9 protein-coding genes are annotated in these 13,528 nt (G+C 70.9%); 3 read left to right on the top strand and 6 right to left on the bottom strand.

Features of this window, described 5'->3' with window-relative positions; translation table 11 throughout:
• The 6 genes from glnS to M0R80_27470 all read right to left on the bottom strand — a co-directional run.
• A partial coding sequence (gene glnS / locus M0R80_27495; protein MCK9463383.1) for a glutamine--tRNA ligase occupies positions 1 to 1,106 on the bottom strand: 1,106 nt, incomplete at its 3' end.
• Between the two features lie 8 nt (positions 1,107 to 1,114).
• Positions 1,115 to 3,349 carry a sulfatase-like hydrolase/transferase gene (locus tag M0R80_27490; protein ID MCK9463382.1) on the bottom strand — a complete coding sequence of 745 codons (2,235 nt, stop codon included), beginning with the start codon at positions 3,347 to 3,349 and terminating at the stop codon, positions 1,115 to 1,117.
• On the bottom strand, positions 3,346 to 4,812 hold the full coding sequence (locus M0R80_27485; GenBank protein MCK9463381.1) for a glycosyltransferase family 39 protein: 1,467 nt from the start codon (positions 4,810 to 4,812) through the stop codon (positions 3,346 to 3,348). Before M0R80_27485 ends, M0R80_27490 begins: the two co-directional genes overlap by 4 nt.
• A gap of 4 nt (positions 4,813 to 4,816) precedes the next feature.
• Complete coding sequence (gene rlmB, locus M0R80_27480; GenBank protein ID MCK9463380.1) at positions 4,817 to 5,551, bottom strand: 23S rRNA (guanosine(2251)-2'-O)-methyltransferase RlmB; 735 nt, start codon at positions 5,549 to 5,551, stop codon at positions 4,817 to 4,819.
• Complete coding sequence (pyrF, locus tag M0R80_27475; GenBank protein ID MCK9463379.1) at positions 5,548 to 6,276, bottom strand: orotidine-5'-phosphate decarboxylase; 729 nt, start codon at positions 6,274 to 6,276, stop codon at positions 5,548 to 5,550. Before pyrF ends, rlmB begins: the two co-directional genes overlap by 4 nt.
• Before the next feature lie 75 nt (positions 6,277 to 6,351).
• Positions 6,352 to 7,122, bottom strand: a complete 771-nt coding sequence (locus tag M0R80_27470) for a hypothetical protein (protein MCK9463378.1) — start codon at positions 7,120 to 7,122, stop codon at positions 6,352 to 6,354.
• Positions 7,123 to 7,686: 564 nt separating this feature from the next.
• On the opposite strand from M0R80_27470, the gene M0R80_27465 reads away from it, so the two are divergent.
• From M0R80_27465 to M0R80_27455, 3 genes are all read left to right on the top strand, one after another.
• Positions 7,687 to 9,186 carry a hypothetical protein gene (locus tag M0R80_27465; GenBank protein MCK9463377.1) on the top strand — a complete coding sequence of 500 codons (1,500 nt, stop codon included), beginning with the start codon at positions 7,687 to 7,689 and terminating at the stop codon, positions 9,184 to 9,186.
• An 89-nt stretch (positions 9,187 to 9,275) separates the two neighbouring features.
• Positions 9,276 to 12,287 carry a hypothetical protein gene (locus tag M0R80_27460; protein ID MCK9463376.1) on the top strand — a complete coding sequence of 1,004 codons (3,012 nt, stop codon included), beginning with the start codon at positions 9,276 to 9,278 and terminating at the stop codon, positions 12,285 to 12,287.
• 41 nt (positions 12,288 to 12,328) lie between these two features.
• Positions 12,329 to 13,528 (top strand): hypothetical protein (locus tag M0R80_27455; protein MCK9463375.1); only part of this gene is annotated, 1,200 nt, incomplete at its 3' end.

The following is a 13,528-nucleotide window of genomic DNA, read 5'->3' as shown; positions in this document are numbered from 1 at the left end:
TCGAGCCAGTCGACCTGACCCTCGGGGTAGTTCTCGATGACGACCTTGAGCGGATCGAGCACGGCCATGACGCGGGGCGCCGAGTCGTTCAGATCCTCGCGGACCGTGTGCTCGAGCAGCGCCACGTCGACCACGCCGTCGCGCTTGGCGACCCCGATCCGCTCGCAGAAGGCGCGGATCGCGCTCGCCGTGAAGCCCCGCCGCCGCAGGCCGCAGATCGTCGGCATGCGGGGATCGTCCCAGCCCGCGACGTGGCCCTCCTTGACCAGCTTGAGCAGCTTGCGCTTGCTCATCACCGTGTACGAGAGCGCGAGCCGCGCGAACTCGATCTGCCGCGACGGGAAGATCTCGAGCTCCCGGAGCACCCAGTCGTAGAGCGGCCTGTGGTTCTCGAACTCGAGCGTGCAGATCGAGTGCGTGATCTCCTCGAGCGAGTCCTCGATCGGGTGCGCGTAGTCGTACATCGGGTAGACGCACCAGGCGTCCTCGGTCCTGTGGTGGCGCACGTGGCGGATCCTGTAGATCGGAGGATCCCGCATGTTCATGTTCGGCGACTGCATGTCGATCTTGGCGCGCAGCACGAGCGTGCCGTCGGCGAACTCGCCGGCCCGCATCCGGCGGAAGAGATCGAGGTTCTCCTCGACCGTGCGCTCCCGGTACGGGCTCGGGCGCCCCGGCGTGTTGAAGTCGCCGCGGTACTCCCGGATCTCCTCCGGGCTCAGGCTGTCGACGTACGCCTTGCCCTTGAGGATGAGCTTCTCCGCGAAGTCGTACATCCGCGGGAAGTAGTCCGAGGCGAAGTACGGCCGATCGTTCCAGGAGAAGCCGAGCCAGCGGACGTCGTCCTCGATGGAGTCCACGTACTCGACGTCCTCCGTCTCGGGGTTCGTGTCGTCGTAGCGCAGGTTGCACGTGCCGCCGTACTCGAGCGCGAGGCCGAAGTTCAGGCAGATCGACTTCGCGTGGCCGATGTGCAGGTAGCCGTTCGGCTCGGGCGGGAAGCGCGTCGCCACGCGGCCCTTCCACTTCTGCGTCCGCAGGTCCTCGTCGACGATCTCCTTGATGAAGTTGCCGCGGGATCCGCCATCCTTGTTCTCGTTCTCCATTGTTCCTTTTACCTGGGCTGCGGGTCCGCCCACGGGGACCCGGCGAGCATCGCCTGCATGGTGTCCGCGAGATCCTCGACGCGCGACGGATCGCTCGCGGAGAGGTTGCGCCCCTCTCCGGGATCGCGGACGTAGTCGAAGAGGTGGAAGCCGGCGTGGTGCCGGTAGAGGACGTGCGTGCCGACGCGGACCGCGACCCGCGACAGCGGCGGCTTTCCGCGCGCGATGTACTCCGGGTAGAACATCTGCTGCAGGATAGGGCGCCCGGGATCCGCGCCTGTCAATAGGGTCGGAACGAGGCTGTCCCCCTCGATCCCCTTCGCGGTGATCCCCACGGCGTTCAGGATGGTCGGGACGATGTCGATGTTGCTCGCGAGCCGGGTGGTGCGCCGCGGCCCGCCGTACGGGCTCGAGACGACGAGCGGGATGTGCGTGACCGCCGTGGAGAGATCCCACGCGTGGCGCGCCTTTGCCTTCTTCACGTGGGACTCGTCGAACGCCTCGCCGTGATCGGCGGAGACGATGACCAGCCTGGGGCGGTCGCCGTAGATCTCGGCGATCCCGGCGAACAGGCGATCGATCTGACCGTCGATGTAGAGCAGCTTCGTGTCGTGCTCGTCCTTCGGCTCGCCGCCGGGGAAGGGCGTCATGTCCGGGGGCGGCGCGTAGCCCGAGCCCGAGAGGTGCGCGTCGGCGTAGTGCGCCCAGAGGAACACCCGGTCCGCGCCGCCGGCCTCGCGCAGCGCACCGAGCGCCGCGTCGGTGACGGCCGGCGCCGTGAGCCCGTCCGGTCCCTTCCAGTCGAGCAGCTGCTTGCCGAAGCCCTGGTACACCCACCGCAGCGTCTTCGAGAAGTACGAGTCCCCGACCACGGCGATCGTCGCGTAGCCGTGCCGGGACAGGATCTCCGCGATCGTCGTGTTGCCCTTCGCCCAAGCGCCGTGCGTCTGCGGCTTCGGCTTGTGGCGCATGGAGGACATGTACCTCCCCGTCACGATGGACGGGACCGCGAGGCGCGTGGAGGGGCCGACCGCGAACGCGCGCTCGAAGACGACGGCCGACTCGGCCCACCGCGCCAGCGCGGGCATGGTGCGCCGCTTCGCGCCGTAGAGATCGAGATCCGGCGCGCTCACGGAGTCGACGGTGACGAGCACGATCGGCATCGCCGCGGGCCTCGGCGTCGCCGGGTAGTCGTGGCGCGCGCGGCTCATGTGGATCGCGTTCCGGCGATCCTCGCCGGAGCAGTTCTGGTCGATCCCGTCGTTCGGCACGTCCCGCGCGGCCGGGTGGCGCGTTCGGTCGCGCGGGGCGCAGTCGCCCTGGCCGAGGATCGAGAGGTAGCCGTCGCGATCGAAGTCGAGGAGCCTCTCCGCGAGCCCGTGGATCCCGGCGATCGGGCCCGTCGCGTCGGCGAGGAGGTCGTTGACGCTCGAGAGCGGGCGCGGCAGGAGCGCCCCGGAGGCGAGGCCGGCGATCGGCAGGAGGACGCGCGCGCCGAGCAGCGCGCGCCGAAGGAGCGGGCGCGCCCTGCGGCGACCCGGATCGAAGGCGAACCACGCGATCCCGACGGCGAGCAGCGCGAGCGCGAAGATCGGGCCGCGCCAGGGCAGGGCGAACCCGGCGGAGGACCAGGTGGCGGCGACGACCGACGCGCCCGCGACGGCGCCGGCCCCGGTCAGGATGCCGAGCTGGATCGCGGGGCGGGGGAGGCGCGGGGCGATCCGGGAGAGCAGCGTCCCGGTCCGCATCCAGACGGGCCACGCGGCGGCGGACGCTGCGATCGCACCGAGCGAGATCGCGCACGCGATCGCCACGGTGTAGAGGGGCGTGCGGACGTCCTCGGTGGCCGCGAGGGCGCACGGCACGGCGGCGGCAACGGCGGCGGCGAGGGCGAGGAGCGCCGCGACGAGCCGTGCGGCGAACGACCGGCACGCGGCTCCGTCCGTCGCGCCGAGGAGGCGCCGCAGGTGCGAGACCCCGGAGAGCGCCGCCGGGCCGATCTCTCTCCCGCCGCCGACGTAGACCGCGCCCAGGGCGAAGAGCGCCCCGAGGGCGACGGCGACGACGCCGTACGCGCCGGCCCCGAGCAGGACGCCGAGCGCCGCGAGCGGCGGCTCGGTCCCCCTCCGGAAGGCGCCGGCGGCGAGCACCGCCGCGTCGACGACGAACGCCGCGGTGGCGATCCGGATCCCGAGCCGGGCGCCGCAGCGGGCGTTCGCGGCGATGGTGTCGCGCAGGCTCATGCGGGCGGAAGAGTAGCAGAAATCGGGTCGCACGCGTACACGTCCACCGTTCGGACGATCGCGCCGTCCGCGCGCCGAAGCGGGATCGCCGCGATCTTCCTCCTCGCCGCGCAGGGGACGCCCTCGACGCCGCGCTCCGCGTAGTCGCCGCTCTCGTCGAGGAGGAGCCAGCGCCCCGCGGGGAGCGCCGCGGAAGGGAGACGATCCGCGCTCGCGATCGCGGGCCCGGCGGGCGCGTCCCGCCGCGTCCAGGCGAGCTCGCTCGCGAGGCCGTAGTTGTCGCAGACGATAGTGGCGACGCCGCCTTTGTACCGCTCGACCGCGCGCAGCCCGCCGTATCCGTGGAGCCGCGAGACCGGATCCCGCGCGGGCGGCAGGGGGAGGAACGGCGAGACGGCGTGGACGTGGACGACGGCGCTCGCGGCGATCGCCGTTCCCGCGGCGACCGCGCGCCAGATCGCGCGGCTGTGCCCGCAGAAGCGCGCCTCGACGGCCGCGACCGCGGCGACGGCGAAGAACGGGTGGCCCAGCGAGGCCCAGTTCTGCTCGGGGTGCGCGCCGAACGCGGCGAGCGCGGCCGCGGCCAGGGGGACGAGCGCCGCGACCTGCACGGCGCGAAGCGGACCGCGCGCCGCGGACGCCCTGCCGAAGGAGAGCGCGAACAGGAGCGCGACGGGCGGCGTGAGCAGGCCGAGCTGACCTCCCGCGAGCCCGCCGAACCGCTCGGCGATCACCGACGCCGTGACGGGGCCGCCGGGCGACAGGGCCCCGCGGAGGTGATCGAGCTGCAGGGAGAGCGACGGCGCGCCCGCGGCGATCTCGGCGATGAAATAGGGAGAGGCGATCAGCGCGGCGACGCCCAGGCCGAGCCAGGGGTGGCGCGTCTTGAGGGCCGCGCGGGTCGCGGGGACGAAGAGCAGGAGCGCGCCGGCCGAGACGGCGAGGAGGGCGGCGCTGTGCTTCGCGAGCAGGCCGACGCCCAGTGCGGTGCCCAGCGCGATCCAGTGACGCGGGTCGCAGCCTTTCGCGAGGCGCGCGAGCGCGAGCCCGCCGAGCAGCCACGCGAGTCCGAGGAGGGAGTCCGGCGTCGAGATCAGCGCCCCGGCCGCCGGGGCCGGGAGGACGGCGCCCAGCCCCGCCGCCAGGAACGCGGCGCCACGCCCGAGCCCGACGGCCGAGGCGACGAGGTAGGTCGCCGGCACCGCGGCCGCGCCGCACAGGATCGCCGGAAGGCGGACGCCGATCTCGCCGTCGACCACGCTCGTGCCCAGGGCGATCGCCCACGCGACGAGCGGCGGGTGATCCCGATAGACGAGCGCGAGGTCGCGCGACCACGTCCAGTAGTACGCCTCGTCGGGAGAGAGTCCGATCCGCGCGGCGATCCAGAGGCGGACGAGCGTCAGCCCGCAGGCGAGCGCGGCGAGAGCCAGGGCGGTGCGGGGGCCGTCGTCGGCGCGGGACACGCGGTCATCCCCTGCGGGCGCGGCCGATCTCGTACAGCGCGATCGCGGCGGCGACCGAGACGTTGAGCGAGTCGAACGGCGCGGCGAGCGGGATGCGGAAGAGGCGATCGCAGCGCTCGCGGGTGAGGCGCCGCAGGCCACGGCCCTCGCCGCCGAGCACGAGCGCCGTCGGGCCGCGCCAATCGATCCCGTCGATCGGCGCCTCGGCGTCGGCGGCCGCGCCCGCCGAAAGGTAGCCCGAGTCGCGCAGGCGCTCGAGGCACTGCGCCAGGTTGCCGACGCGGGCGACGCGGATGAGCTCGCTCGCTCCGGCCGACGCGCGGATAGCGGCGGGGGTCATGGCCGCGGATCGATCCCGCGTGAGGATCACGCCGATCGCACCGAGAGCGTGCGCGGATCGGACGATCGCGCCGAGGTTCCCCGGATCCTGGATCTGGTCGAGCACGACGAGCAGCGGTTCGGCGGTGCGACGCCCCTCGCCGAGAACCGCCTCGAGATCGACATACGGAAAGGCGCCGGCGAGCGCGATCACGCCCTGGTGCGTCAGCCCCTTCGCGAGGGCGTCGAGCGCCTCGCGCGGCAGGGCGGAGCAAAGGATGCCGGCGTCGTCGGCGAGCTTCAGAAGGCGCTCGGCGGTCGCGCGGGCGAGGCCGTCCGCGAGGTAGATCGCCGCGACGTCGCGCGGGGCCCCTCGGATCGCCTCGGTGACGGCGTTCGGCCCTGCGATGACGCGTTTCATGCGGGGCGGGCCGCGAGCGCCCGGCGGATCTCCTCGACGATCGCGCCCGCCGCGGACGCCGGATCGGGGGCGCCGTGGATGGGGCGTCCGACGACGAGGTAGTCGGCGCCGTCCGCGATGGCGCTCGTCGGGGTCGCCGCGCGCTTCTGATCGCCGAGCTCGGCGCCGGCCGGCCGGATGCCGGGCGTCACGATCGCGACGGCGGGTCCGGCGGCCTCGCGGACCACCCGCACCTCCTTGGGCGAGCACACGATCCCGCCGCAGCCGGCCGCGGCCGCGAGCGCGGCGCGGCGCGCGACGACCTCGCTCGGCGTCCCCGAGACGGAGACCGCCGGCAGATCCTCGGCGCCGAGGCTCGTCAGCAGCGTGACCCCGAGGATCCGGATCGCCTCGCCGGCCTCCTCGGCCGCGCGCGAGAGCATCTCCGCCCCGCCGCCGGTGTGCACGGTGAGCATCGCGACGCCGAGCCCGCGGGCGGAACGCACGGCGCCCGCGACCGTGGCCGGGATGTCGTGCAGCTTGAGATCCAGGAAGACGTCGAAGCCCCGCCGCCGGACCGCCTCGACCGCCGCCGGGCCGCACGCGGTGAAGAGCTCCAGGCCCACCTTGACGAGCCCGATGCGTCCCTCGAGCCGTTCGAGAAGCCCGATCCCCGACGCGATGTCCGGCACATCGAGCGCGAGGATGAGGCGCCTCCTCGCTTCCGCTGCGTCGACTTTGTTCATGTGGTTGCGCTCCCAAAAAAAAGGCGAGGACCGCGCGGCCCTCGCCTGGGATTCAGGTCACCTGATCGGCCGACCTCAGAGGTCGATGCCGCCGAGCGGATCGTCGGAGATCTTCCCGCCCTTCTTTCCGCCGCCGCCGCCGCCACCGCCGCCGCCCTTCTTCGCGGCGCTCTTGCGCGCCGCGTCGGCCTCGGCCGCGAGCCGTCTCGCCGTCTCGACCGCTTCCTTCTCGGCGAGCGTGCCGGCGAGCTTCTTCGCCGCCTGCGCGGCCTCCTCGGCCTTGCGCTGCGCCTCGACCGCGACCGCCTCGGCCTTGCGCCGATCTTCTTCGGCCTTCTTGGCCAGGGCTTGCTTCTCGATTTCAGCCGCGGCCGCAATCTGGGCCTTCTCTTCGTTGTTCTTCTTGATGATATACACGGTGACGCCGATACCGATGAGGACGACCCCGGCGATGACTGCGAACACCCACTTCGGGATGCCGGCCTTCTCCGCCTCGATCTTCTTGAGCACCTGCTCGTGCTGGAGCTGCTTGTCGTGAACGGCGAGCCGCGCCTGGTGCTCGGCGTCGAGCTTGATCCGGAGCTTGCGCTCTTCGGCCTCGCGGGCCTTGCGCTCTTCCTCGTCGCGGGCGGCCTTCTCGGCGGCGATGCGCGCCTGCTCTTCCTCGCGGCGCTTGCGCTCCTCTTCCTCGCGGCGCTTGCGCTCCTCCTCCTCGCGGCGCTTGCGCTCCTCTTCCTCGCGGCGCTTGCGCTCGGCCTCTTCCTTCTGTTGGCGGGAGTCCTCCATGCCCATGAGCTCTTGCAGCGCGACGTTTACGGAGTTCTCACTGGATTCTTTCTTCGCCATGTCGCCCTCTCACTCGCGGTGAAGGTGCCCTTGACCTCGTGGCACCGCATATCTATTCCACCCGACTGATACGCACGATCTCGCAGAAAGATCGGACCGTTTTCTTCCTGCGCGCACCTGCTTCGATCGTTGCAAGGATCGAGCCGCGTTCGCCGTGCTCCCGCGTCGGAGGAGGAGGGTAGCAAAGGAGGTGCGCGCGGTCCAAAGAAAAAAAAAGACCCGGTGACGGGGGGGATCGTCACCGGGTCGAGACACACAAGCAAACGGCGAACCCGAAGGATGTGGGGGGCATCTGGTACGAGCCCGCCGTTCTGCCGGACTGTGTTTGCAACTCGCGTGCCACGATCCCCTTCGGTTGAGCGGTCGGGAAAAAACGACGGAAATGACGCCCGAATTCGGCCGTCCGAAGCGTTCGCCGGCGGCCGGGGTTTCACGGTACGCGGACCGCTCATTTCGTTTTTGAAAAACCCGGCTTCAACACGGAACCCGCACCCGGCGCTCGCGCCGCGGGGAATTGCTGGTATGCTGGGGGCGGTTGGCGCGCGTCATACTGCGGAGGTAAGCATGGTCTCAAGAAGTCTCGCGTTCCTTCTCTTCGCGCTCGCGCTCGGCTGCGGAGACAAGCCGGTCGCCGGGGAAGGCAACGAGGATCAGGACACGGTCGGCGGGCTCCCGCTCGCCAAGGACGTCCAGTTGACAGATATCGAGCTGTACCAGGGCGTGCGGGTCCCGATCATGGAAGGCGGCGAGTCGGCGATCTCGGGGGACGTGCCGATCGTGGCGGGCAGGGACACGGTCATCCGCGCGTACGTGCAGGTCGAGGAAGGGTTCGAGGCGCGGACGCTCTGGCTGCGCGTCGAGCTGACCGGGGCCGGCGACGCTCGGGTTTTCGCGGAGGAGAACGAGGTCTCGGCGAGCTCGACGGCGGGCTCGATCGCGTCGACGCTCAACGTGACCGTCCCAGGCGCGGAGCTCGAGGCCGGGCAGGCGATCTCCGTGTCGATCCACGAGACGGTCGAGGACGCACCCGGCTCCGGGAGCGACGACGGGGCGCTCTGGCCCACCGACGGCGAGCAGGATCTCGGCGTCACCGAGCAGATGGCGCCCATGAAGCTCGTGCTCGTCCCGGTCGAGTACAACGCGGACGGCTCCGGGCGCCTGCCGGACACGAGCGCGGCGCAGCTCGAGCTCTTCGAGGACTACTTCTACGCGATGTACCCGGTGAGCGGCGTCGAGATCACCGTCGACGATCCGATGCCCTACGGCGGAGTCGTCGGCGCCTACGGAAACGGCTGGGACAACCTGCTCAACACGGTCACGCAGCGGCGCACGGACAACGGGGCCGGCGTGGAGGAGTTCTACTACGGCCTCGTCAGCCCGGAGGACAGCTTCGGGGAATATTGCAGCGGCGGATGCGTGACGGGCATGAGCTGGCAGCCCACGGCGCCGGGCTCCATGCAGGTCGGCACCGGCATCGGCTTTCCGGGCGACTACGCGGCCAACACCGCGGTGCACGAGGTGGGGCACTCCTCCGGCCTCGGCCACGCGCCGTGCGGCGGCCCGAGCGGCGTGGATCCCCTCTTCCCCTACGGCGACGGCGGCATCGGCGTCATGGGTTACGACGTGACCAAGGAGTACGGCGAGAACCCGTTGAAGGATCCGAATACATATAAGGACATGATGACCTATTGCGATCCGGATTGGATCAGCGACTACCATTTCGGCCTCTTGTTCGAGCGGGTCGACGTGATCAACCAGTACCTCAACGCCTCGATCGCGCCGCCGCCCGGTGGCGACACGCTCTGGCTGTCGGTGTCGATCGGCGCGGACGGCTCGGTCGCGCCCGGCCCGACGCTCCTTTCCGCGCTGCCTTTCGAGGGGGAGCCGCGGAACGTGGCGGTGCTCGACGGCGACGGCGCGGTGACAGGCGAGGCGGACGGCGTGTTCGTCCCCCGCGCGGATGGCGGCGGCGGGCTCGTCGTCTTCCGCGATCCGGGGCCGGGGATCTCGGCGATCCGGGTGGCGGGATATCCCGCAGTGACGCTCTCCGATTCGTCTTTTTGAGCGATCCGGTTTCCATTTCGACTACAATTCGAGATCGAGCCAGTCGGCGTGTCTTCCAAGCGGCGCTCGGCGCCAGAGGGGATCTGGTCATGACGAGGGGATTTTCGAAGGGGATCGTCCCGCTGCTCGCGCTGGCGGCGATCGCGCTGCCCGGCACGGCGTCGGCGCAGCTGACGCAGATCTACCAGCAGAACCTCCGCGGCTCGGTGGTGATGACCGGCAACACGATGGGACGCTCCGGCGACTCCGTCACCGGAACGTTCTACGACCGGCCCGGGCTCTACGGCTCGGCCATGACGTGGATCAACGATTCGCTCCCCGCGACGCAGGACAACGCCGACTGGGGCGACTACACGACCGGCGCGTGGGCGGACAACTACTCGTACGGCGAGCTCGATCTCGACGCGATCGGCGGCGGCGAGGTCCAGGCCGTGTTCCTCATGTGGGCCGGCAGCTGCTACCGCACGAACCAGGGTGGCGGCTCCGAGAACGTGACCGACGACATCGACACGCCGGTGACGCTCGAGTACCCGACGAGCGGCTCGCCGGTGCAGGTCGCCGTGGATCCGGATCTCCTCGGCGGGGTCGTCGACCAGTGCGGCGTTACGGGCGGCTTCGACGGCTACGTCGCCTGGGCCGACGTGACGGATCTCGTGCCGGACTGGATCGACGGCATGTACGCCGTGGGCGGCGTGCCCGGCACGCAGACCTTGGACCCCAACGGAGGGACCGGCTACGCCGGCTGGGTGATGTCGGTCGTTTTTTCCAACGCGGTCACGTACCTGAGCTCCCATCAGATAACCATCTGGAGCGGCTGGCGCCGGGAGTCCAACTCCTACACGGGCCCGACGACGGTGAACGGCTTCTGCTACCCGGATCTCGGGAGCGATCCGCTCCCGGGTCGCCTGCTCGTCGCGGCGGTCGAGGGTGACGCCTCGATCACTGGCGACGCCTTCGCCTTCGGGAACGGCACTCCGCTCGGCAACGCCGATCGCGTGGAGGGGCCGCGGCACCCGCTCACCAACTTCTTCGCGGCGCAGATCACGGACCGCGACGGCGAGCACATCCAGGGCGGCGTGAACTGGACGCAGGTGGATCACGAGCCGGGCACGTCCGTGAGCGGCGGCCGACAGGGGCTCGACGTCGCCGACATCCCGCTCAACGACACGACGTACAACCCCGGGGTCCTCGCGGTGAACGACACGACGGCGTACCTCCTGCCGTACTCGACGCAGGACGCGTACTCCGTCATCGCGCTCGCCCTCGACCTGCCCACGGAGTCGGCGACCTTCGAGATGCTGGCGAGCACGACGTACGCCCCGGCCGCCGTCTACGCGGACACGACGACCGGCGGGACCGGGACGGTGACCTTCACGATCGCGATCGAGAACGTCGGCGAGACCACGGCGACGAACGTCGCGCTCGTGCACCCGCTCCCGGCGAACGTGACGTCGCTCGTCTCGATCACCTACTCGCTCGACGGCGGGGCGGACACGGTGCCCGCCGGCCCGCTGACGCTCGCGCAGCTCACGGGCGCCGGCATCGCGATGCCGGACGTTCCGTCGACCGAGACGCTCGCCGCGACCTACACGGTCACCGTGGCCGATCACCTGCCGGACGATCCGATCCTGACCACCGCGCACTACGGGTACTCGTGGATGCTCTGCGGCGAGTCGAACGACGCGACGGTCGAGAGCGAGCCGATGACCATCGACATCCTGCACTGCGGCGACGGCGCGCTGAACGGGCCGACCGGAGCCGAGCTGTGCGACGGCGCCGACGTCGGCAGCCTGACCTGCGAGGACTTCGATCCCGACTACACGGCCGGCGCCCCCGGGTGCAACGCGACCTGCGACGCGCTCACCGCCGGGACGTGCTGCGAGGACGACGACGACGACGGCGTGTGCAACGCGGACGACGAGTGCGTGGGCGACGACGTCGTGGGCGACACGGACGGCGACGGCCTGTGCGACGACACCGAGATCGACATCGGCACGGATCCGGACGACGGGGACACGGACAACGACGGCGTGAGCGACGGCGCGGAGCCGGACTACGACGACGACACGGACGGCGACGGCCTGATCAACGCGCTGGATCCGGACTCCGACAACGACGGCCTCTACGACGGCACGGAGATGGGGCTCGAGCTCGGAGACGTCGGGGACGACACCGACCTGGACGCCGGACACTTCGTGCCGGACGGGGACGGCGGCGCGACGACGACCGATCCCCTCGACGCGGACACCGACGGCGGCGGCGTAGAGGACGGCGCCGAGGATCTCGATCTCGACGGCGCGATCGACGAGGGCGAGACCGATCCGACGGTCGGCCACGGCGCGGACGATGTGATGACCGACACGGACGGCGACGGCCTCCCGGACGCGCAGGAGATTCTCATCGGGACCGATCCCGACGACGCGGACTCGGACGACGACGGCGTGGCCGACGGCGACGAGCCGAACTACGCGGACGACACGGACGGCGACGGCCTGATCAACGCCATGGATCCGGACAGCGACGACGACGGCCTCTACGACGGCACGGAGATGGGGCTGACCGAGGACGATATCGGCCCGGAGACGGATCTGGACGCCGGCCACTTCGTGCCGGACGGCGACGGCGGCGCGACGACGACGAGCCCCGTCGATCCGGACTCGGACGACGGCGGCGTCTCGGACGGCGACGAGGACTGGGATCACGACGGCGTGATCGACGACGGCGAGACGGATCCGAACGACGGCGCCGACGACGTCCCGTTCGTCGACACGGACGACGACGGCGTCCCGGACGACGACGACAACTGCCCGGACGACTACAACCCGGATCAGGCCGACTCGGACGACGACGGCGTGGGCGACGCGTGCGAGGAGCCGGACGGCGGCACCGACACGGACGTCGATACGGATACGGATTCGGATTCGGATTCGGATTCGGATACGGACACGGACGCGGACGCGGATGCGGACGGCGACGGGGACACCCCCGTGGCGTACGGCGCGACCGGCTCCGGCGCGCATTTCTGGGGCTGCGCCGTCGGCGGCGTCGGCGCCGCGGGCGGGAACGGGTTGTTCGAAGTGCTGGCGGCGGCGCTGCGCTGAACGCGCCTACATCCGGATGTGAGTGAAAGGGGAAGGATGAGATGAAACGCGTCCTCGCGACTTGCCTGACAGGTATCGTGATCACCTCCGCCGCGGTCGCCGTGGCGCAGGAGGATCGGGGCTTCACGGCGCAGAACTTCCAGACCGCGCCCGGCTACGGCTCGTTCCTCACCGTGGACGGCTCCCAGGTCCCGCCGGGTCTCGGCGGCGGCGTGGGCGGCCTGCTCGGCTACCAGCACAAGCCGATCATGGTCCGCGGCTGCCTCGAGGAGCAGGACGGCGCCTGCACCGAGTGGGCCGACGAGGGTACCGCCCTCGTCAAGCACTACCTCTGGCTCGACGTCTACGGCTCGCTCTCGCTGTTCCGCGTGTTCGAGCTCGGCGTCGTCGTGCCGATCGTGCTGTACCAGGTCGGCGACGACGCGGGCGCCGCGGGCGTCGACGCACCGTCGAGCAACGTCGGGCTCGGCGACGTGCGGCTGCACGCGAAGCTCGATCTGCTCCACACGTTCGGCTACGAGGGCGACACGGTCGGGCTCGCGCTGGTCCCGGTCATCGGGTTCCCCACCGCCAACCTCATCGACGGCGAGTCGTTCATGGGCGACTCGTTCATCACCGTGCACCCGAAGCTCGCCTTCGGCCTGAACTTCTCGCGGGCGCGCATCGGGCTCAACGCGGGCTACCTCTGGCGCAGGACGAGCGAGTTCAGCGCCGTGACCGAGATCGGGCCGCGGATCACCTACGGGGCGGCGCTCGAGGTGCTGTTCAGCGATCGCGTGAGCGGCATCCTCGAGGTGTTCGGCCAGAACGGCATGAGCACCGATCTCACGGAGTCGCCGCTCGAGGGCGACCTCGCCGCGCGCATCAAGACGGAGAGCGGGATCGCGGTCACCGTCGGCGGCGGCGCCGGGATCATCGCCGGCGTCGGCACGCCGCTCGTGCGGGCGTTCCTCGGGCTCGCCTGGATGAAGCCGGCCGAGGACGACAAGGACAAGGACGGGATCCCGGACAAGATCGACGAGTGCCCGGAGGATCCGGAGGACGAGGACGAGTTCGAGGACGAGAACGGGTGCCCGGACCCGGACAACGACGCGGACGGCATCCTCGACGCGGACGACACGTGCCCGAACGATCCGGAGGACAAGGACGGGTTCGAGGACGAGAACGGGTGCCCGGACCCGGACAACGACGGCGACGGCATCCTCGACGCGGACGACGAGTGCCCGAACGAGGCCGAGGAC

Source organism: Pseudomonadota bacterium (assembly GCA_023229365.1).
Classification (GTDB): Bacteria; Myxococcota_A; Polyangia; order JAAYKL01; family JAAYKL01; genus JALNZK01.
This window is presented reverse-complemented; position numbering and strand designations above follow the sequence as displayed.